Genomic DNA, 20,137 nt, shown 5'->3' with positions numbered 1-20,137 from the left:
TCTCTTTTTATCAGGCATTAGCAACTCGCAACTTTTTTGAGATTTGATTATGACTTATTCCATCAACGGCTTTGCCGATTTTAAAGTAGCCGCCAAAGATCTGGCCCAGTTTGAAAAAGACGCGGCCTGGGGCCGGCGTGAAATTGAAATTGCCGAAGGTGAAATGCCTGCGCTGATGGCACTGCGCCGCAAGTACCATAGCGAGCAGCCGTTAAAAGGCGCCAAAATCATGGGCTGTATTCACATGACCATTCAGACCGCCGTGTTGATTGAAACGCTGGTGGATCTGGGTGCAGACGTGCGCTGGTCATCGTGCAATATTTTCTCTACTCAGGATCACGCCGCCGCGGCAATTGCTGCTGCCGGGATTCCGGTATTTGCCTGGAAAGGCGAGACTGAAGAAGAATTCTGGTGGTGTATCGAGCAGACCATCCGCGCCCACAAGGACAGCGATGAGATTTGGGATGCCAATATGATTCTGGATGACGGTGGCGACCTGACCCAACTCTGCCACGAGAAATTCCCGGCCATGCTGGACAAGATTCACGGCATCAGTGAAGAAACCACTACCGGTGTACATCGCCTGCTGGAAATGATTGCCGAAGGCACCCTGAAGGTTCCGGCGATCAATGTGAACGATGCCGTGACCAAATCCAAGAACGACAACAAGTACGGTTGCCGTCACAGCCTGAACGATGCCATCAAACGCGGTACCGACCACCTGCTGTCGGGCAAAAAAGCGCTGGTTATCGGCTACGGCGATGTGGGCAAAGGCTCTGCCGCCTCCCTGCGTCAGGAGGGCATGATTGTTAAAGTCACCGAGATCGATCCGATTTGTGCCATGCAGGCCTGTATGGACGGCTATGAAGTGGTATCGCCCTACAATAATGGCATCAACACCGGCAAGGTCGAGGACATCAACACCGCCGTGCTCGGCACCACCGATCTGGTTGTAACCACCACCGGCAATATCAACGTGTGTGACAGCGCCATGCTGCAAACGCTGAAATCCAGCGCCGTGGTGTGCAACATCGGCCACTTCGACAACGAAATCGATACCGCCTTTATGCGCAAAAACTGGCACTGGGAAGAAGTGAAACCGCAGGTACACAAGATCTACCGTGCCGCCAGCAAAGAAGCAGCCAACGGCGATCACCTGATTCTGCTGTCGGAGGGCCGCCTGGTAAATCTGGGCAACGCCACCGGTCACCCCTCGCGTATCATGGACGGCTCTTTTGCCAATCAGGTACTGGCGCAGATGTATTTGTATGAGCGCAAATTCGCCGACCTGCCGGCTGCCGAGAAGAAAGACGCCCTGTACGTAAAAGTACTGCCGAAAAAATTGGACGAAGAAGTCGCCAAAGATATGGTGGAAGGGTTTGGTGGCGTACTCACGCGCATGACCGAGGCACAAGCGAAGTACATTGGCGTGAAGGTAGACGGCCCTTATAAGCCGGAATCGTATAAATATTAATAAGTCTCTGACCTCTGGTTGCTGGTCATCATGGGTCGGCAGCCAGAAGCTCACAGGAAGTCACAGGACACAAAAACAATGAGCGACGATATTCGCATCAGCTTTGAATTCTTCCCGCCCAAAACAGCGGAAGGCAAAGCCAAACTCTATCAGGTCAGGCAAGAGCTGCAGCGCTTTGACCCCGACTTTTATTCTGTCACCTACGGTGCCGGTGGCACCACCCGCGACACCACGCGCGGGGTGGTGAAGTCATTGATCGAACAGGGCATCAGTGCCGCACCGCATTTGTCATTTGGCGGGGACGACGAAGAGACCGTCGGCACATTGCTGGCAGATTACAAAAGTTTCGGTGTCGATCGCATAGTGGCACTGCGCGGCGATTTACCCTCCGGCATGGGTGGTCATTCACAGCTGGTGTATGCCAATCAGTTGGTCGCGTTTATCCGGGAAAAATTTGGCGATCATTTCCATCTGGAAGTGGCCGCATATCCCGAAATTCATCCGGAAGCGAAAAGCTACAGCGATGATATCCGCTACCTGAAAGGAAAGTTTGACGCGGGTGCCAACAGCGCTATTACCCAGTATTTTTACAACCCCGACGCCTACTTCCATTTTATCGACCAGTGCCAGGCCATCGGCATCGACTCGCCGATTTATCCGGGCATCATGCCCATCATTAACTATCGCAACCTGGCGCGCTTTTCCGACAGTTGCGGCGCCGAAATCCCACGCTGGTTACGCAAGAAACTGGAAAGCTACGGTGACGACAGCGAAGCCTTACAGGATTTTGGTGTCGACCTGGTGAGCGAGCTGTGTCAGACCCTGCTCGAAAACGGCGCACCGGGTTTGCATTTTTACACCATGAACCAAACCGGGCCGAGCGCGCGCGTACTCGACAACCTGTTTGGTGACGACGACTAAATGCGCATCCCCCGCCTCTTCGTCAACACCGAACTCGCGAGCGGCCATACGGTCGCGTTAGATGCCGATGCCAGTCGCTATCTGGCTGGCGTCTTGCGCATGGAGGCGGGCAGGCCGTTAACGGTGTTTAATGGCAAGGGCGGGGAGTATGCGGCAACTATTGCCAGCGCGGCAAAAAAAGCGGTAACACTCACCATTGGCGCCTTCGATCCAACCGAAAAAGAATCGCCCCTGGCAATTCATCTGGGTATCGGCTTGTCCAAGGGCGATCGTTTTGACTGGGTCATTCAAAAGGCCACCGAACTTGGCGTTACCCACATCACACCGCTGCTAACCAGTCGTTCAGAGGTCAAACTCAGCGCAGAGCGGGCCGATAAAAAAATTGCCCACTGGCAGCAAATTGCTGTTTCCGCCTGTGAGCAATGCCAGCGCAACCGCCTGCCGGTAATAGCGGCGCCACTCAAACTAGACCAATGGTTGGCCGATCGATCAGAGGCACTGAAACTGGTATTGCACCACCGCGCAGACAGAGCGCTTAGCACCCACGCAACACCCACCTCTGTGGCAATGGTGATAGGGCCCGAAGGCGGTCTGTCGGATGAAGAAATCGCGCAAGCGCAGGATCAGGGCTTTCACCCGCTTCAGTTAGGCCCGCGCGTGCTGCGCACGGAAACCGCACCCATTGCCGCGCTGAGCATTCTGCAAATGACCTGGGGTGATTTTCAGTAAGCGTGGAGCGAGTCGCAACCTGCATAGTCTGGGTCATCCTGGCAACGCTCCAACAATAAGATCCGCTCCGCACGGTCTTGCCTGGCGCTGTGATCCGGCCCCACCAACGCACCCAAGCCCATGGCAAACGCCTGCGCCAACAGCACTAGCACGACCAAATCCGGCACCAGACTGGCGCGGGTAAAATAATGCAACATGCTGAACAGCGACCAAAGCGCAAAGAACCAGCCCACATAGGGCACCAGACCGGCCAGCGACGAAACGACTGCGCAGATCAGGGCGTGTTTGAACGCAATGCGGACGAATCCCACCCTGCCAGCCAACCACAAAATACTGGCAACAATACCGATATTCAGAAAGAAGCTGAAAAAATAAATCATCCCTGCCGTCGTTAAATCCAAGTGTCGTTTACAGCAAAAATCTTGCTATCAGACAATGGGGTAGGAATTACGCCTGCAGCTCTCATCAGCATGGCGTTATTATTCTTTTTCTTGCGATTGAATTTTCTTTACGATCGCGGTGGTTGATACATTTTCAAAAAAGCTCAACACCCGGACATCGCCACCGTAGGCGCGCACGATTTCATGGCCCACGACCTGATCGGTTGTGTAGTCACCACCTTTGACCAACACATCGGGTTTAATCAGTTTCAGTAAACGCTCGGGCGTATCATCGTTAAAACTGGTGACCCAATCTACCGCTTCCAAACCGGCCAACACTGCCATGCGGCGATCGACCGGATTAATCGGCCGCCCGGGGCCCTTGAGTTTGGATACGGATTCATCGGAATTGATGGCGACAATCAACCGGTCGCCCAATGCGCGGGTGTCTTCCAGATAACCCACATGGCCGGCGTGGATGATGTCAAAACAACCGTTGGTGAATACAATTTTTTCACCGGCGGCGCGGGCTTCTTCCAACGCCAGAAGCAATTGTTCTTCGTTCAACACACCCCGCTCGGAGCCCTGATCGGCTTTCACGGCGCGGCGCAATTCCGGCGCGCTGACCGTCGCAGTACCCAGTTTGCCCACCACGATACCGGCGGCGAGATTGGCCAACGCCACCGCGTTCGGCAACGGCTCACCGGCCGCTAGGGAGGCTGCCAGCACAGAGATTACGGTATCGCCTGCACCGGTCACATCGTAGACTTCGCGCGCGCGCGCGGGCAAATGCAGCTCCGGTTGCCCTTCGCGCAACAAAGTCATGCCTTGTTCGCCGCGTGTCACCAGCAAGGCTTGCAGGCGCAGTTTTTTTAATAACGCAACGCCTTTTTCCACTAAAGCCTGTTCAGTTGCACACTCACCTACCACCGCTTCAAACTCGTGCAGATTGGGCGTGAGCAGTGTCGCACCGGCATAGGCTTCAAAATGCGTCCCTTTGGGATCGACCAGCACCGGCACCTTGTGCTTGTTGGCGATTGCAATCAGCGGCTGGATATTGGCGAGGCTGCCTTTGGCGTAATCGGACAGAATCAGTGCGCCCACGTGGGGAATCAGCTGTTCGGCTTTATGCACGAATTCACTGCTGTCTTCAGCGGCAAACGCCTGCTCGAAATCCATGCGCAACAATTGCTGATGGCGGCTCATCACCCGCAGTTTGGTAATCGTCGGCTTGTTGTCCACCACCTGAAAATCCGTGTGCACGTTGGCGGCCTGCAAGCGGGTACGCAGGGCCTCACCTGCTTCGTCGTTGCCGACAATGCCAATCAGGCTGGCGCCCGCCCCGAGAGCGGCAATATTCAATGCCACGTTGCCGGCACCGCCGGCACGATCTTCAATCTGATCGACTTTCACCACCGGCACCGGCGCTTCCGGTGAAATGCGCGAGGTGCCACCGGTCCAATAGCGGTCCAGCATGACGTCGCCCACCACCAATACCTGGGACCCGTTGAAATGTGGCATGGTCAATAACATCTGCTTCATTCCTCTTCAAATTGCATTGCATGCAATTTGGCATAATAACCTTGCTGGGCCAGCAAACTGGCGTGGTCGCCCTGCTCGACAATTTCGCCGTGATCCATCACCACGATGTGATCCGCGTTTTCAATGGTGGAAAGCCGGTGTGCGATGACCAGCGTGGTGCGGTTTTTCATCACTGCTTCCAATGCATCCTGGATCGAACGCTCGGATTCGGTATCCAGCGCAGACGTGGCTTCATCCAGAATCAATAGCGGTGCGTTTTTCAACAGTGCGCGGGCAATGGCCAGGCGCTGGCGTTGACCGCCCGATAGACGGACACCATTTTCGCCAATGAGCGTCTGCATGCCGTCGGGCATTTTTTCGATAAAGTCGAGCGCATGCGCAGCCCTGGCCGCCGCCAGCACGTCCTCTTCACTGGCATCGGCCAGGGTGCCGTAAGCAATATTGTTGTAGACAGTGTCATTAAACAAAGTGACCTGCTGGCTCACCAGGGCAATCTGCGCGCGCAAGCTGGACAAGGTATAGCGGTTGATTTCTATCCCATCCAATAGGATTTCGCCATCTTCGTGCTGATAGAAACGGGGAATAAGACTCGCCAGCGTAGTTTTACCTGAGCCGGAACGTCCTACCAGTGCGACTGTTTTTCCCGCCGGGATATCCAGACTGATGTTCTTGAGCACCTGCTTTTTGCCATCATAGGAAAAATTCAGATGTTTGATCGCGAGAGCGCCTTGCACCCGTTTGGTCTGGTAATCACCCGTGTCCGTTTCGGTAATTTCATCCAGCTGAATGAAAATGCTGCTCGCCGCGGCAATGCCTTTCTGGATGGTGGAGTTGACCTCGGACAGCTGACGCACCGGTTTGGGGATTAATGCCGCCGCGGTGATATAGGCCACAAAGGCGCCAGGGTTGGACGTGCCCATGAACGTCAGGGCCAGGTACACCACGAAGCCCATGGCCACGGCCACCATCAACTGAATAACCGGCGTATTGGCCGCACTGGTGAGCGCGATTTTCAGGTTTTGCCGGGTGTTTTTTTCCGACGCCTGCTTGAAGCGGGTTTGCTCGTAGTGCTCGCCGCCAAAGGAGCGCATCACCCGGTAGCCATTGATCATTTCTGAGGCCACATGGGTCACATCGCCCATGGAATGCTGCACTTTGGCCGACAACTTGCGCAAGCGCAGGCCCACCTGCCAGACGATGAGCCCTATCAGTGGCCCCACGCCGAGAAAGATCAGCGTGAGCTTCCAGTCGCTGTAAATCAGGTAGCCCAACAAGAACACAACGGTCAGACCTTCGCGCACGATCACTTTAAAGGCTTCGGTGGCCGCTGCCGTGACCTGGGTGACGTTGTAGGTGATGCGGGAAATCAGGTGGCCGGAATTATTGTTATCGAAATACACCCCCGGCATCGCCGTCAGTTGGTTAAACAACTGAATCCGCAAGGTGTGGACTATCGCTAAAGACACGCGCGCGCTGAAATAATTGCCAATAAACTGACCAAAACCTCGCAACCCGAAAATCGCCATCATCGCCACCGGCACAATCCAGCGGTCCTCGGGCCGGTTATTCGGAATCGCTTCGTCAATCAGGTATTCCATCACCCAGGCAAACATGGGCTGGGATGCGGCAAATATGGCCAGGCCAAAAATGCTGATGGCAAACAGACCCGCGTGATCGCGCACATAGCCCAGCAAGCGCAGATAGATCTGGCCGGCGGTGAGAGACTGCTCGGTATCCTGAGGTTGAATGGGTGTTGCTGGAGTGCTCACCGGTTATTGTCCTGTTTGGATAATTGCCCAGTTTATCATGATTGCGCCAACAAGCCGGTCACACAGGGCGCCAATCCCTGCTGCCAATGGGGTAGTGCACGTCCGAGCCGCGCGGCCAGCTTGTCATTGGCCATGGCAGAGAAGTCCGGCCGGCTGGCCGCAGGCACGCCGAACAGTGCCTGCCACTGCGCCTGGGTGGTGGCATCCACCCGGTAATCTGCCGGCAACATGGCGGCAGCGATGGCCGCCTCTACCAGCCCCGCCGCCAGATCCCAGCGGCTGGCCGCAGGCATTACCGCACTCAGGCCGCTCAGATGATACAGCCCACCGGGCTCGCCCCGTAACAGCGCCGGCACCAGTGCCCACACCGTTTCCGCAATGTGTCCCGCATAGGTGGGAGAACCCCATTGGTCAGAGGCCATGCGCAAAGGCTGGCCCGCGCACGCCGCCGCCAGCATGCGCGACCCCATATTGGCGCCGAATTCGGAAAACACCCAACTCACCCTCAACACCAGATTGCGGGATTGTGCCAAAGCGGCGCGCTCGCCGGCCAGTTTTGTCTGGCCGTAATGGTTGACCGGGCAAGGGGGTTCATCCTCGGTGTACAGGGCGCTGCCGGCGGCCTTGCCTTCGAACACATAGTCGGTGGAAAAATGCACCAGCGGAATTGCCAGCCGCTCACACGCGGCCGCCATTCGCGCTACGGCGGTGGCGTTAATCAGACGACAGCGTTCGCGTTCCTGCTCGGCCTTGTCGACGAAATTATAGGCCGCACAATTGATGACCAGAGCCGGTTTTGTGGCGATGATAAAGGGCTCAATCGCCGCGGATGCCGTCAGGTCCAGATCCGCGCGCGTGGGCGTGATCAAGGTGTATAAGCCGGGGCTCGACGCCTGCAATGCCTGCCCCACTTGGCCGCCGGCACCGAGTATCAATAGCTTCGGAAGTTGCATCTAAACGTCCTGATTGAGCAGAGGGTTTTCAGTCGGAAATTACGGTTCACACAGCACGTGGTGCGATACGTTTCAAGTGCAATGGCACAATCTTCCGGCTTGTGCGGGCGCACAGGCCGATCAGTGCGCCAACTGCGCCAGTACTCGCTGGCGCAAGCCCTGATAGGTCAGCCCCAGATTGCAGTCGCGCCAGTATTGTTGCAGAAAAAATTCCGTATCGGCGGCGTCAAAACACGGCATGCCCGACAAAAAAGTCGCCAGATCATTCACACTGGCCACCACCGAGCGCCATTGATAGCCAAGGTGTTCAATCTGATCCAGGCAGGTAGTGAGCGACCCGGTTTGGATTAACAGATTAACCGGGTGAAGATTGTGGTGCGCCAGGCGGCATTTGTGCAGTTGATTGAGTTGGTTGGCAAATGCCTGCAAGATCGGCTTGCGCTGCTCCAGATTCTGCTCGGTCCAGTGTTTTTGCAGGGACTGACTGGTGACATAGAGACTATCCAGCGCCACCACCATGACGGATCGCCAGCTGTCCTGAGCGGCCATCTTGTCCTCGGCGTAACACACTGCCGGCCGGGTGGCGATACCGCGCGCTTCACACAATAAATAATTCTGATAATGCTCTCTCAACCGCGGCGCCTGTTGAAACAACCAGCCTTTACGCTGCAATTGATTCTGGCTGATGTACACGCGGAACAAAGGCCCGGCGTCGTCACCAAAATTGAGTTCACCGGTTTTCTTGGCCGACTCTCCGTGCGCCGGTGAAAAATGCAATTGCCGCGCGCAATAGTCCCACAGGCGCGCCGCATCCTGCAGGTGCAGCTTCTGAAGCAGGGTTTGCAGAGATTTTTCACATTGAAACATAGCCGTTAACTCAGCGGTCGCGCACAGCGGCTTCAACCAGGTCCGCGGCCCGGTGCGCCAATGAATAGATATCGCGGCTGTCGGTAAATTCCAAGGCGTTGATACCCCACTCCATACGTTCATCGGATTCCAATGCACGCAGTAATAATTGGTTGAACTCGGCTTGCGAATAGGGGTAACTGGCCACCAGACCCCCACGGGCATTTTTAACCAGCGGCGCATAGCCGCAGGTGGTGGTACAAAGCACCGGCAAACCGGCGGCCATCGCTTCCAACAGCACAGTAGCCGTCATGTCCTGATGGGCCGGATGCACCAACAAATCCGCGCTTTGCATGAACACAGGCACATCTTCACGCCCGCCGAAAAACACCATGCGCTCAGCCACACCGAGTTCGTGTGCCCGACGCAGATAATCATCGGGCGTATCATTACCCACTATCCAGAGTTTGACCCGGTGTTTTAACGCGTCGGGCAGTGCACCCACCGCTTCTACCAAGCGGTCCAGGCCCTGACGCTTAAACCGCGTCATGACCGCCAACAGCACCAGGTGCTCGCTTTTGATATTGTGTTCGCGCCGGAACCCCATTTTGTAGAGCTCGCTTTCGGCGGTGGCTTTGCGGTCGCGGGTAACGCCCGGCGGCAACAAATGCATGCGTTTGACCGCATTGGGGAATTGATTGGCGAAGATGGCGCGCTGCGCGCCCGACATCAGCAAAATCTGGGTTTTGCTGTCATCACCAAAGACGGCGTCCTCGCAGCCGCTCCAGAACTGGTAGGCGGCGGACATTTTATAAACCCAGTTACGGCTTTCAGCCACCTGTGCGCGATAACAGCCTTCCGTCACCAGACACACATCCAGACCGGCCATTTTGTTGAAGCCCACGGTCAGCTGTACCGGGAATTTTGCCATGTGGGCTTTAACCCAGCGATGAAAAAACTCGTTGCGCTCTTCGGGCACTTTGCTTTTTACCGGCACCTGAACAAAGCGCAGATTATCCGGCTTGTCACCGACCCACTGCATACTGTAAATGCGCACGGCATGGCCCCGGGCAGCCAACTCGCGCGCAATGTTAAGGCAGTGCCGCGCATGCCCTTCGTAAGGGGCGTAGCGGTAAATGGTTAACGCAATATCCATCAGAAATTAAAGTGCCTTAATGAAGAAAGGGCGGCCCCGGCCGCCCCTTGTCTATTCGCTGACTGGCGCCAACCACTCAGGGTGCTTGTTACCCACCCCTTTGACCGCATCGAAATACATTTGTTGCAGTATAGTCGTCACCGGACCGCGCTTGCCGGCACCAATGACCCGGCCATCGTGCTCGCGAATGGGCAACACTTCAGCGGCGGTGCCGGTAAAAAACGCTTCGTCAGCCACATACACCTCGTCGCGGGTGATGCGTTTTTCCCTGATAGTGTAGCCGGCTTCTGCCGCCAGCTGGAAAATCGTGGCGCGGGTAATGCCATCCAGGCAGCTGGTGAGCTCGGGCGTATAAATGATGCCATCGCGCACCATAAAGAAGTTTTCACCGCTGCCTTCGGCCACATAACCTTCGTTATCCAGCAACAGCGCTTCTTCACAGCCCGCATCCAGTGCCTCGCGCAGGGCCAGCATGGAGTTGATGTAGTTCCCGTTGGCCTTGGCCTTACACATGGTGATATTCACATGGTGGCGGGTATAACTGGATGTACGGATTTTGATGCCCTGCTCGCGCGCTTCCGGCGACATGTAGGAAGGCCACTCCCAGGCGGCGACCATCACGTGCGTCTGGAGCTTGTCGGCGCGCAGCCCCATACCCTCTGAACCCAAGAACGCCATGGGGCGCAGGTAGGCTTCTTTCAGGCCGTTTTCGCGCACCACCGCTTTTTGTGCGGCATTGAGCTCATCTTTACTGAATGGCATGTTCATGCGCATGATGTGGGCTGAGCGGAACAGGCGATCGGTATGCTCTTTCAGCTTGAAAATCGCGGTGCCGCTGGATTCGGTGTGGTAGGCGCGCACGCCCTCAAACACCCCCATGCCGTAATGCAGGGTGTGGGTCAGCACGTGCACACGGGCATCGCGCCAGGGAACGAGTTCGCCATCCAGCCAGATGACGCCGTCGCGGTCAGCAAAATTCATAAGCCTACTCCTGTACTTCGTTGGTCTCGGTGGACCCATGGAACCCCGGCAAAGTTCAGATTATTTATCCTGATTGCCAAGAGCCCCAAATAACCGTTGCCATAGATCTTCTACGGCTTTGCGCTCGGTACGGAATTGGCTGTCCTCAAGGGTGACAGACTGGCGTTGTAGCGCCAGGGCATGACCCGTTGATCGGTAGGCTTTGTAGGCGGTGATCAGGTTGGCCACATCGGTGGCAGCCAACAGATCAGCATCTTCCAGACAGCCGAGAATGCGAATGTTGTCCGAGTATCGCACCAGCGCCGGCACTTGGTGGGCCCAAGCTAAAGCCGCGTATTGAACCATAAATTCAATGTCGACGATACCACCGGCATCCTGCTTGAGATGGAAGCCGGCTTTATTGCCAGATCCCAGACTCTGGCGCATTTTTTCCCGCATTTGCACCACATCGGCGGCCAGTTTTTCCAGATCCCGGGGCACGCACAGCAGCGCCAACCGCAAGGCTTCAAAGGCCGCCATCAGGTCGGCCGAGCCGCAGATGGCGCGCGCGCGCACCAGCGCCTGCTGCTCCCAGGTCCAGGCTTCGCCGCGCTGGTACTTTTCAAAAGCCGACAATGATGTCACCAACAGACCGGAATTGCCCGAGGGCCTCAGCCGCATGTCCACCTCGTATAACTGGCCCGAGACTGTCTGGGTATTGAGAATGTGGATCATCTTCTGACCCATGCGGATATAAAAACTCTGGTTATCGATAGAGCGCTCGCCGGTGGTGTAACCCGTAAGCTCTGTGTTGTGGACAAACACCAGATCCAGATCCGAGCCATGGCCCAACTCGATGCCACCCAGCTTGCCGTAACCCACCACGCAGAATTCCGGCGCTTCAACCGGTTGGCCTGCACGGGTGGGGAAGCCATGGCGGGCCACCGTTTCCTCCCACGCCAATTGCTGCACATACTCCAGAATCGCTTCCGCCAGCCAGGTTAAGTAATCACTCACTTTCATTAGAGGTAGCACGCCGGCAACCTCGCTGGCAGCAACACGCAGGCCATGGGCAAGGCGGAAATAGCGCAATGCCTCCATCTGGGCTTCCTGGTCATCGCGGTTGATGCGCAGGGTGGCCTGGCGCAGCTCGTCGGCCAATTGGGTGCGATCGGGCGGTGAATAGAGGCTGCGCACATCCAGCAGTTCATCGAGCAGCGCCGGGTGGCGCGCCAACTGGTCGGCAATCCAGGGGCTGGCGCCGCACAGGCTCACCAGCTGCGCCATGGCGGCCGGGTTTTCAATCAACAACACCAGATAGGCGGAGCGGCGCAGGACGGCGATCACCAGCTTCAACACCCGGATGAAGGTTTCCAGCTGCGGCGCCTGATCCGCCAACAACGCCATCAGCCGTGGCATAAACCGATCCAGCCGCTCGCGCCCCTGGGCTTGCATCAGGCTCACGGCGCGCTGGCTATAGAGGTCCTGCAGATGCTTGTATACACCCGCCGGGTCATCAAAGCCCTGTTCGGCAATCCAGCTTTCAGCCACCGCCTGCTCGGGCAGGGCGGCCAGAAAACTGGCCCAATGCTGGATATCCACTTCCTCGGCGGCTTCTTCCTCGTCATCGGGGCTGCTGATCACCGCGCGGAATTCCTGATGCACCAGCGCCCGGTGCTGTTCAAGCGCCTGCCAGAAATCGTCCCAATGCGGAAAACCCATCGCCAGCGCCAGGCGATCGCGCAGCGCGTCATCCTGCGGCAGCTGCTGGGTCTGGCGATCCTGTTGCGCCTGTATCAGGTGCTCGGCGTGACGCAAAAAGGCATAGGCCTGGCTGAGTGCTGTTTGCGTCGCGGCGGGGATCAGATCCCACTCGGCCAGCAACGCCAGCAGCGGCAGCACCCGGCGTTCGCGCAATTCCGGGTCGCGCCCACCGCGGATCAACTGGAACGCCTGGCCGATAAATTCCAACTCGCGGATGCCACCGGCGCCCAGCTTCACATCATCCTGTAAACCCTTGCGGTGCACCTCGCGGTTGATCAGGTTTTTCATATCGCGCAGGGAATCAAACGCGGAAAAATCCACGTATTTGCGATAGGTAAACGGCGTGAGCAGGGCCATCAGTTCGTCGGCGGCCTGCGCGCCACCCTCGCCCACCCAGGCCACGGGCCGCGCCTTGATCATGGCGAAGCGCTCCCAATCCCGACCCTGGGTCTGGTAATAGTCTTCGATGGCGTTGAAGTTGGATACCAGCGCGCCCGAATCCCCGTGCGGACGCAATCGCATATCCACCCGGAACGCAAAGCCATCAACGGTGACCGTATCCAGACTGGCGATGAGTTTCTGACCCAGACGGGTAAAAAACTGTTGGTTATCCAACTGGCGTTCGCTATGGGTGGAGCCAGATTCGGGAAAGGCAAAAATCAGGTCGATATCGGACGAAAGATTCAACTCCCACGCGCCCAACTTGCCCATACCCAGCACCACCAAAGGTTGTGTCCGCCCGGAGTGGCGACCCACAGGCGCGCCCAGCTGTGTACACAACCGGGGGTAATGCCAGGCGAGCGATGCCGCAATCATCTGGCTGGCCAATTCAGTCAGTGCCGCCGTGGTGTCTGCCAGACTGTCCAGACCATTGCATTCGCGATAGATCAGCCGAATGAGATGCTGGTGGCGGAACCAACGCAGTGCCTGATGAAATTTTTCTTCGCTGTCGCAGCCCGCGACCATATCAGACAACAGCGCGGCATAATCCACCGGCGCATCTGCGGCAATAGCCGGCCACCAGTGCGGGAAGCGCGCAAGTTTTTCCGCCGCAAAATCCGACGCCAGTAACAAGCGCCTGAGCTGAGGAGTATCCGGCAGGTCGGTGTGAGGAATAGCGATATTCTGATGCAAAGGCGACAGCTCGCCAGGCACCAGACGGGTATCAATTGCAGGCTGGTTCATAAACACTGCCAAAATGGTAGAAAGAGAAAAATTTGCACTAAAAGTTTCCTTGTCGCGGAAACTCGCACCCAACGTGATTGTCTGGCTCCGCCCCACGTTTTGCAAAGGCCAGGGACGGCCCTGGGCCTGTGGACACTATTTTGGTTACCGCTGTTGCGGTTAAATAAGCGCCAGTTTAGGCGCAAGGCGCGAAGTTTGGTCATTCCAAATAAGCAACGCGCAACGACAAGTGGCGCTTATTTAACCGCAACCCGCAGGGCTACGCCCATTTTCGCGTCCAACTGTGTTATCAATCGCTTATGTAGCACGCTACACCACGCGATCGATGCCTCGCTGGTCACAAAAATGAGCACAGCAGCGGCAATCAAAATAGTGTCCGCAGGCCCCGGCGAGTCAATACCAGGACGTATTGTCGAGCGGGAAAACGTGGGGCGGAGCCAGACCAACGGAATACTGGTGGGGCTAATCGGTTTCGCGGATTCAAATCACTCTAGATTCACCATTAATCCCGATCCGGCGCCGGCGCTACCCGCATGACTTCTTCAATGGTGGTGAGCCCGGCACCCACTTTTTGCGCGCCCGCCAATCGCAACGTGCGCATGCCCTCTTTAACTGCCTGCTTGCGCAGCGCCATCAGATCGCCGTCATCGCGGATCATGGTTTTCAACGAGTCCGATAAAATCATGATTTCATAAATCGCCACCCGGCCCAGATAGCCGGTGTTGCGACATTCGAGACAACCCACTGGCTTGTAGATTTTTGCCGGCGCCGGAGCTTTCCACGGCGCCACCAATTGTTGCCAGGCATTGGGATCCACCGCGTCGGGTTCTTTGCAGTGCGGGCACAGGGTGCGCACCAGACGTTGCGCCATAATGCCCAACACCGAGGCCTTGATCAGATACGCCGGCACACCCAGGTCTACCATCCGCGCCACCGCCGCCGGCGCGTCATTGGTGTGCAGGGTCGATAGCACTAAGTGACCGGTGAGCGAGGCCTGAATCGCCATCTCGGCGGTTTCCAGGTCGCGGATCTCACCCACCATGATAATGTCCGGGTCCTGACGCATGAGCGTGCGCACACCGGCGGCAAAATCCAGCCCGATATTGTGCTGTACCTGGGTCTGATTGAAACTGTCTTCCACCATTTCAATGGGATCTTCGATGGTGGAGACATTCACCTCATCGGTGGCAATGCGTTTTAAGGACGAATACAGCGTGGTGGTTTTACCGGAACCGGTGGGGCCGGTCACCAATACAATGCCGTTCGGACGCGACAGCATGTCCTGCCAGGCGGCCAGGTCATCGCCTATCAAGCCAAGTTGTTCGAAAGAACGCAACAACACATCCGGATCGAAAATCCGCATCACCAGTTTTTCACCGAAGGCCGTAGGCAGCGTAGACAAACGCAGTTCTACTTCATTGCCATCCGGGCTTTTGGTTTTGATGCGCCCGTCCTGGGGCTTACGTTTTTCCGCTACGTTCATGCGGCCCAACACTTTCAGGCGCGAGGTGACCGCGGTGGTCACATTCATGGGCAACTCGTACACCTGATGCAAAACGCCATCGATGCGGAAACGGATGCGCCCTACGTTGCGACGCGGCTCAATGTGGATATCACTGGCACGCTGCTCAAACGCGTACTGCAGCAGCCAGTCCACGATGTTGACGATGTGCTGGTCGTTGGCTTCCGGGTCGCGCGCGCCGCCCACTTCCAGCAATTGCTCAAAGTTGTTGGCGGCCGATGTGCCGGTTTGACTGCCGACCCCGGAAATGGATTTGGCAAGGGTATAAAACTCGACCGTATACCGCTCGATATCATCCGGATCGGCAATCACTTTGGTGATATGTTTGCGCGCAGTATGAGTGAGCTGCTCTACCCAGTTATTGACGTAGGGCTCAGCGGTGGCCACTACCAGCTCATCGGATTTGACCTTTACGCATAAAATTTTATGACGCTGGGCAAACGCGAAGGACATCACTTCGGTGATTTTGGCCACGTTGATTTCCAACGGGTCAATATTGAACCACTCGAGCTGCGCCCGTTCGGCCAGCCAGCGCGACAACCGCTCACCGTCCAGCGGCTTGCCCCCGGTGCGCTGATCGATGAGTTTGCGACTGCAGATGATGGAAAGCGGGTTCTTGGTGCGCTGCTTGCCCGAGAGCGGACTGCCGCCCAGCACATTGGCATCGCCTTGGGTGATAATGCCGTCTTCCACCAGCGCAAGCAGGATATTGCGCAGCTCTAACGGTCGGTCTGGCGCAGCCAGTTGATTCATATCCCTGTATTCCCGTAACACGTGGCGAAACCTGCCACTAACCTCCAGAATGTAACACAGCGGACTGGCAGCGCCCATGCCGGCGCGCCTGGCGCGGAAATTGGCGCGTGACCCAGATCACACCTGTCTTTATAATTCGCGCTCGTTAACCGGGAGACACCTATGCCCAGTGCTAATCCATTCGCCATCCTGTTTGGCAAATCCCCCATCAAGCCCATGCAAGAGCATATGGCCGTGGTGGCTGAGGCCGCCGGCCTCCTGACCCCTTTCTTCGAAGCCGTCATCGCCAACGACTGGGCCCAGGCCGACAAGGTCCAACAACAGATCCACGGTCTGGAGAACAAGGCTGACAGTCTGAAGAAAGACCTGCGCCTGCATCTGCCCAAGAGCCTGTTTTTGCCGGTACCGCGTTCCGACCTGCTGGAACTGCTGGCCGGCCAGGACCGCATTGCCAACCGCGCCAAGGACATCGCCGGCATCATGCTGGGGCGCAAGATGAAGTTGCCCAAGGCCCTGGGCGATCAGATGCTTGCCTTCGTGCAAGCGGCCGTCACCACCGTTGAACAATCGCTGAAAGCCATCAACGAGCTGGACGAGCTGCTGGAAACCGGCTTTGCCGGCCGTGAGCTGGACATCGTGGAAACCATGATCGGCGAGCTCGACCGGTTGGAGAACCAGGCCGACGAAATGGAAGTCGCCATCCGGGCGTCGCTGTTCGAACTGGAGGCCGAAATGCCACCGGTGGACGTGATGTTCCTTTACAAAGTCATTGACTGGGTTGGCGATGTGGCCGACCGCGCTCAAAAAGTAGGCAGCCGGTTAGAGCTGCTGTTAGCGCGCTAAGCGCCACCTTTGCGGAGAATTTTCCATGTCTGTTATTGCTGAATACGGCCAGATTTTTCTGGTCCTGGCCTGTATTTTCGGTCTGTTTATGGCCTGGGGTGTGGGTGCGAATGACGTCGCCAACGCCATGGGCACCTCGGTGGGCTCCAAGGCCCTCACCATCAAACAGGCGATTATTATCGCCATGGTGTTCGAATTCCTGGGCGCCTATCTGGCGGGCGGTGCGGTCACCGATACCATCCGCAAGGGCATTATCGACCCTGGCATGCTCGCCGACACACCAGAATTACTGGTGTACGGCATGATGGCCGCCTTGCTGGCCGCGGGCACCTGGCTGCTGGCGGCGTCTATCCTCGGCTGGCCGGTGTCCACCACCCACTCCATCGTGGGTGCCATTGTAGGCTTTGCCGTCGCCGGCATCGGCATGAACGCGGTGAACTGGGGCAAGGTTGGCACTATCGCCGCCAGCTGGGTGGTTTCGCCGCTACTGGCGGGCACCATTGCCTTCATGCTGTTCCGCAGCGTGCAACGGCTGATTCTCGACACCGACAACCCCCTGGCCAACGCCAAAAAGTACGTGCCGGTGTACATGTTCTTCGTGGGCTTTCTGATCAGCATGGTGACCTTGCTGAAGGGCCTGAAGCACGTATTCAAGGACAGCGGTTTCAAGCTCAGCTTCCTGGAGTCCATGGGCCTGTCCGCCTTGATCGGGCTCTTGGTGGCCGGTTTCGGTATTTACCTGCTGCGCCAGCTCAAACCCGTCAGTGAAAAAGAATCCCGCTTTGCCAACGTTGAGCAGGTATTTGCCATCCTGATGATTTTTACCGCCTGTTCCATGGCGTTCGCCCACGGTTCCAACGATGTGGCCAACGCCGTCGGCCCCATGGCAGCCATTGTCGCCACGGTGAAAACCGGGGCCATTGGTGCCAAAGCCGCTATGCCCGGCTGGATCCTGCTGGTGGGCGCAATCGGTATCGTGATTGGTCTCGCCACCTACGGCCACCGGGTCATGGCCACCATCGGCAAGAAAATCACCCACCTGACCCCGAGCCGCGGCTTTGCCGCCGAGCTGGGTGCCGCTGGCACGGTGGTACTCGCGTCCGGTACCGGGCTGCCCATTTCTACCACCCACACACTGGTGGGCGCGGTACTGGGTGTAGGCCTGGCGCGCGGTATTGGTGCGCTCAACCTGCGCGTGATCGGCAGTATCTTCATGTCGTGGATCGTCACCCTGCCGGCGGGCGCCTTGCTGGCGGTAGTGTTCTTTTACTTCTTCAAGGGGCTGTTCAGCTAAACCGGACATCGCACCCCACAAAGGCGCCAATGGGCGCCTTTGTTGTTTATGGCGCCCGGTCGGTGCCACAATCGTCTAAAAGGAGACAGGCCATGGAACTCGCGATTTATCAGGTAGATGCGTTCACCCAACGGCTGTTCGCCGGCAACCCGGCGGCGGTGGTGCCATTGGCCGCCTGGCTGCCCGACACCACCCTGCAGGCCATTGCCGCCGAGAACAACCTGTCGGAAACCGCCTACGTTGTACCGGACGGCGAGGCCTACCAGCTGCGCTGGTTTACCCCGGATTGCGAGGTTGCCCTGTGTGGCCATGCCACCCTGGCCACCGCCTGGGTACTGTACAACCGACTGGACTACACTGTCGCCCCTTTGCGTTTCAATACCCTGTCGGGCGAGCTGCGGGTCAACCGGCTGGACGATGGCCGGCTGGAGCTGGATTTTCCCTGCCAACGGCTGGACCCGTGCAGCCTGTCTGCCGCCCACCAACACCAGCTCGCCAACGCGCTGGGCTGCCAGCCATTGCATATCGTCAACGGAGAGGATGTGATTGTTGAACTGGCAACAGAGGCTGAAGTGCGCGCCCTGTCACCCGATTTCAAAGCCCTGGCCGCGATTCCGGTGCGCGGCGTGATTGTCACTGCAGCGGGCGACAGCGTGGATTTTGTCAGCCGTTTTTTCGGCCCCAACGTGGGCGTGGATGAAGACCCGGTCACCGGCTCGGCGCACACCAAACTCACGCCCTACTGGGCCGACAAAACCGGCCGCACGCACTTCACCGCTTTACAGGTCTCCGCCCGCGGGGGCGAGCTGGAGTGCGAATTGGTCGACACAAGGGTGTTCCTGCGCGGCCATGCTGTGCCATTCTTAACAGGCACTATTCAGATACCCGACGGCCATGACTGATCTAAAACGCTTTACCCGTGAACTCGGCGAACTGGTGGCCCTGCCCTCGGTGAGCTGCGCCACACCGGCGCTGGACATGGGCAACCTCAAGGTCATTGAATTGCTGGCCAGTTGGCTCGAGGCCATGGGCTTCAGCATCCAGATCCAGCCACTGCCCAACCAGCCCGGCAAAGCCAACCTGATTGCGCGCCTGGGCAGCGGGGAAGGCGGCCTGATTCTGGCCGGGCACACCGATACTGTCCCCTTTGACGAACACTCCTGGGATCAGGACCCCTTTGCCCTCACCGAGCGCGACGACCGCCTCTATGGCCTGGGCGCCACCGACATGAAAGGGTTTTTCCCGGTGGCACTGGCCGCCGCGCGGGCTTTCACCGCCCAGCAATTGAAAGCGCCACTGATCATTCTGGCCACGGCCGATGAGGAAACCTCGATGGCCGGCGCGCGCCTGTTGGCGGCCGAAGGCGGCCCGAAGGCCCGCGCCGCGATTATCGGCGAGCCCACGGACATGGCACCCATCCGCATGCACAAAGGCATCATGATGGAGTCGGTGGTGATTCGCGGTAAAAGCGGCCACTCCTCCGACCCGGCCCTCGGCAATAACGCACTGGAGGCCATGCACGAGGTCATGGGCGAACTGCTGGGCTTTCGGGCCGAACTGCAAACCCGCTACCAGCATACCGGCTTCAAGGTCCAGGTGCCCACGCTCAATCTGGGCTGTATCCACGGCGGCGACAACCCCAACCGCATCTGCGCCGATTGCCAGCTGCATTTTGACCTGCGCGCCCTGCCCGGGATGAACAATGCCGAACTACACCATCAACTCGAACAACGACTGCGCCCGGTAGCGGAAAAACGCGCACTCAACATTCAATTGCGCGCCCTGTTTGAAGATGTGCCCGCATTCGAGCAGGCCCCCGACAGCGAGTTGGTGCGCCTGTGTGAAACGCTCAGCGGGCGCCCGTCGGTGAGCGCTGCGTTCGCCACCGAAGCGCCGTTTTTTCAACAGTTAGGCATGGAAACCCTGGTGCTGGGACCAGGCTCCATTGACCAGGCGCACCAACCCAACGAATTCATTCCGCTCGCGCAGATAGCGCCGGCGGTGAATCTGATACAACAACTGATACGTCACTACTGCCTCTAACTC

The 20,137-nt window shown here is 57.7% G+C and carries 16 protein-coding genes; 7 read left to right on the top strand and 9 right to left on the bottom strand.

Annotated elements, in window-relative coordinates; translation table 11 throughout:
- Nucleotides 1–49 precede the first annotated feature (49 nt).
- From ahcY to M5M_RS13435, 3 genes are all read left to right on the top strand, one after another.
- Complete coding sequence (gene ahcY / locus M5M_RS13445) at nucleotides 50–1,474, top strand: adenosylhomocysteinase (protein ID WP_015048039.1); 1,425 nt, start codon at nucleotides 50–52, stop codon at nucleotides 1,472–1,474.
- Between the two features lie 78 nt (nucleotides 1,475–1,552).
- Nucleotides 1,553–2,395 (top strand): methylenetetrahydrofolate reductase [NAD(P)H], encoded by an 843-nt coding sequence (gene metF, locus M5M_RS13440; protein WP_015048038.1) that lies wholly within the window; start codon nucleotides 1,553–1,555, stop codon nucleotides 2,393–2,395.
- Entirely contained in the window at nucleotides 2,396–3,124 is a 729-nt protein-coding gene (locus tag M5M_RS13435) for a 16S rRNA (uracil(1498)-N(3))-methyltransferase (RefSeq protein ID WP_015048037.1), read from the top strand.
- On the opposite strand, the gene M5M_RS13430 is transcribed toward M5M_RS13435, so the two are convergent.
- The 9 genes from M5M_RS13430 to tfpB form a co-directional block, all read right to left on the bottom strand.
- On the bottom strand, nucleotides 3,118–3,504 hold the full coding sequence (locus tag M5M_RS13430) for a hypothetical protein (RefSeq protein WP_015048036.1): 387 nt from the start codon (nucleotides 3,502–3,504) through the stop codon (nucleotides 3,118–3,120). The genes M5M_RS13435 and M5M_RS13430 overlap by 7 nt on opposite strands.
- A 99-nt stretch (nucleotides 3,505–3,603) precedes the next feature.
- Nucleotides 3,604–5,037 (bottom strand): bifunctional D-glycero-beta-D-manno-heptose-7-phosphate kinase/D-glycero-beta-D-manno-heptose 1-phosphate adenylyltransferase HldE, encoded by a 1,434-nt coding sequence (hldE, locus tag M5M_RS13425; protein ID WP_015048035.1) that lies wholly within the window; start codon nucleotides 5,035–5,037, stop codon nucleotides 3,604–3,606.
- A gap of 5 nt (nucleotides 5,038–5,042) precedes the next feature.
- Nucleotides 5,043–6,815, bottom strand: coding sequence for a lipid A export permease/ATP-binding protein MsbA (gene msbA, locus M5M_RS13420; RefSeq protein ID WP_015048034.1), 1,773 nt, complete (start codon nucleotides 6,813–6,815; stop codon nucleotides 5,043–5,045).
- A gap of 35 nt (nucleotides 6,816–6,850) precedes the next feature.
- Nucleotides 6,851–7,768, bottom strand: coding sequence for a dTDP-4-dehydrorhamnose reductase (gene rfbD, locus M5M_RS13415; RefSeq protein ID WP_015048033.1), 918 nt, complete (start codon nucleotides 7,766–7,768; stop codon nucleotides 6,851–6,853).
- A gap of 120 nt (nucleotides 7,769–7,888) precedes the next feature.
- Nucleotides 7,889–8,635, bottom strand: a complete 747-nt coding sequence (locus M5M_RS13410; RefSeq protein WP_015048032.1) for a lipopolysaccharide kinase InaA family protein — start codon at nucleotides 8,633–8,635, stop codon at nucleotides 7,889–7,891.
- Between the two features lie 10 nt (nucleotides 8,636–8,645).
- Nucleotides 8,646–9,770: a glycosyltransferase family 4 protein gene (locus M5M_RS13405; RefSeq protein ID WP_015048031.1), complete on the bottom strand. Its 1,125-nt coding sequence runs from the start codon at nucleotides 9,768–9,770 to the stop codon at nucleotides 8,646–8,648.
- A gap of 51 nt (nucleotides 9,771–9,821) precedes the next feature.
- Nucleotides 9,822–10,751 carry a branched-chain amino acid transaminase gene (locus M5M_RS13400; protein ID WP_016389521.1) on the bottom strand — a complete coding sequence of 310 codons (930 nt, stop codon included), beginning with the start codon at nucleotides 10,749–10,751 and terminating at the stop codon, nucleotides 9,822–9,824.
- Between the two features lie 60 nt (nucleotides 10,752–10,811).
- Nucleotides 10,812–13,679, bottom strand: a complete 2,868-nt coding sequence (glnE, locus tag M5M_RS13395; RefSeq protein WP_015048029.1) for a bifunctional [glutamate--ammonia ligase]-adenylyl-L-tyrosine phosphorylase/[glutamate--ammonia-ligase] adenylyltransferase — start codon at nucleotides 13,677–13,679, stop codon at nucleotides 10,812–10,814.
- A gap of 502 nt (nucleotides 13,680–14,181) precedes the next feature.
- A complete protein-coding gene (gene tfpB / locus M5M_RS13390; protein WP_024330512.1) occupies nucleotides 14,182–15,954 on the bottom strand; it encodes a type IV pilus assembly ATPase TfpB in 1,773 nt (590 codons plus the stop codon).
- Between the two features lie 162 nt (nucleotides 15,955–16,116).
- Here tfpB and M5M_RS13385 point away from each other — a divergent pair, with 162 nt between their 5' ends.
- The 4 genes from M5M_RS13385 to argE all read left to right on the top strand — a co-directional run bounded on the left by M5M_RS13385 (nucleotide 16,117) and on the right by argE (nucleotide 20,134).
- A complete protein-coding gene (locus tag M5M_RS13385) occupies nucleotides 16,117–16,797 on the top strand; it encodes a TIGR00153 family protein (protein WP_015048027.1) in 681 nt (226 codons plus the stop codon).
- A gap of 25 nt (nucleotides 16,798–16,822) precedes the next feature.
- Nucleotides 16,823–18,091 (top strand): inorganic phosphate transporter, encoded by a 1,269-nt coding sequence (locus M5M_RS13380; protein WP_015048026.1) that lies wholly within the window; start codon nucleotides 16,823–16,825, stop codon nucleotides 18,089–18,091.
- 92 nt (nucleotides 18,092–18,183) lie between these two features.
- Nucleotides 18,184–18,993, top strand: a complete 810-nt coding sequence (locus tag M5M_RS13375) for a PhzF family phenazine biosynthesis protein (RefSeq protein ID WP_015048025.1) — start codon at nucleotides 18,184–18,186, stop codon at nucleotides 18,991–18,993.
- On the top strand, nucleotides 18,986–20,134 hold the full coding sequence (argE, locus tag M5M_RS13370) for an acetylornithine deacetylase (protein WP_015048024.1): 1,149 nt from the start codon (nucleotides 18,986–18,988) through the stop codon (nucleotides 20,132–20,134). The genes M5M_RS13375 and argE overlap by 8 nt, the downstream gene beginning before the upstream one ends.
- The last annotated feature ends 3 nt before the right edge of the window (nucleotides 20,135–20,137 follow it).

The sequence above is a fragment of the Simiduia agarivorans SA1 = DSM 21679 genome (genome assembly GCF_000305785.2).
Classification (GTDB): Bacteria; Pseudomonadota; Gammaproteobacteria; order Pseudomonadales; family Cellvibrionaceae; genus Simiduia; species Simiduia agarivorans.
Note: the sequence above shows the minus strand (reverse complement) of the source record. Positions and strands in the feature narration are given on the sequence as shown.

Coding starts and splice junctions, on each gene's coding strand:
- rfbD (WP_015048033.1), bottom strand. CDS start 7,768: ATGCAACTTCCGAAGCTATTGATACTCGGTGCCGGCGGCCAAGTGGGG.
- hldE (WP_015048035.1), bottom strand. CDS start 5,037: ATGTTATTGACCATGCCACATTTCAACGGGTCCCAGGTATTGGTGGTG.
- tfpB (WP_024330512.1), bottom strand. CDS start 15,954: ATGAATCAACTGGCTGCGCCAGACCGACCGTTAGAGCTGCGCAATATC.
- M5M_RS13385 (WP_015048027.1), top strand. CDS start 16,117: ATGCCCAGTGCTAATCCATTCGCCATCCTGTTTGGCAAATCCCCCATC.
- M5M_RS13380 (WP_015048026.1), top strand. CDS start 16,823: ATGTCTGTTATTGCTGAATACGGCCAGATTTTTCTGGTCCTGGCCTGT.
- M5M_RS13430 (WP_015048036.1), bottom strand. CDS start 3,504: ATGATTTATTTTTTCAGCTTCTTTCTGAATATCGGTATTGTTGCCAGT.
- ahcY (WP_015048039.1), top strand. CDS start 50: ATGACTTATTCCATCAACGGCTTTGCCGATTTTAAAGTAGCCGCCAAA.
- metF (WP_015048038.1), top strand. CDS start 1,553: ATGAGCGACGATATTCGCATCAGCTTTGAATTCTTCCCGCCCAAAACA.
- glnE (WP_015048029.1), bottom strand. CDS start 13,679: ATGAACCAGCCTGCAATTGATACCCGTCTGGTGCCTGGCGAGCTGTCG.
- M5M_RS13375 (WP_015048025.1), top strand. CDS start 18,184: ATGGAACTCGCGATTTATCAGGTAGATGCGTTCACCCAACGGCTGTTC.
- M5M_RS13405 (WP_015048031.1), bottom strand. CDS start 9,770: ATGGATATTGCGTTAACCATTTACCGCTACGCCCCTTACGAAGGGCAT.
- M5M_RS13400 (WP_016389521.1), bottom strand. CDS start 10,751: ATGAATTTTGCTGACCGCGACGGCGTCATCTGGCTGGATGGCGAACTC.
- M5M_RS13410 (WP_015048032.1), bottom strand. CDS start 8,635: ATGTTTCAATGTGAAAAATCTCTGCAAACCCTGCTTCAGAAGCTGCAC.
- argE (WP_015048024.1), top strand. CDS start 18,986: ATGACTGATCTAAAACGCTTTACCCGTGAACTCGGCGAACTGGTGGCC.
- M5M_RS13435 (WP_015048037.1), top strand. CDS start 2,396: ATGCGCATCCCCCGCCTCTTCGTCAACACCGAACTCGCGAGCGGCCAT.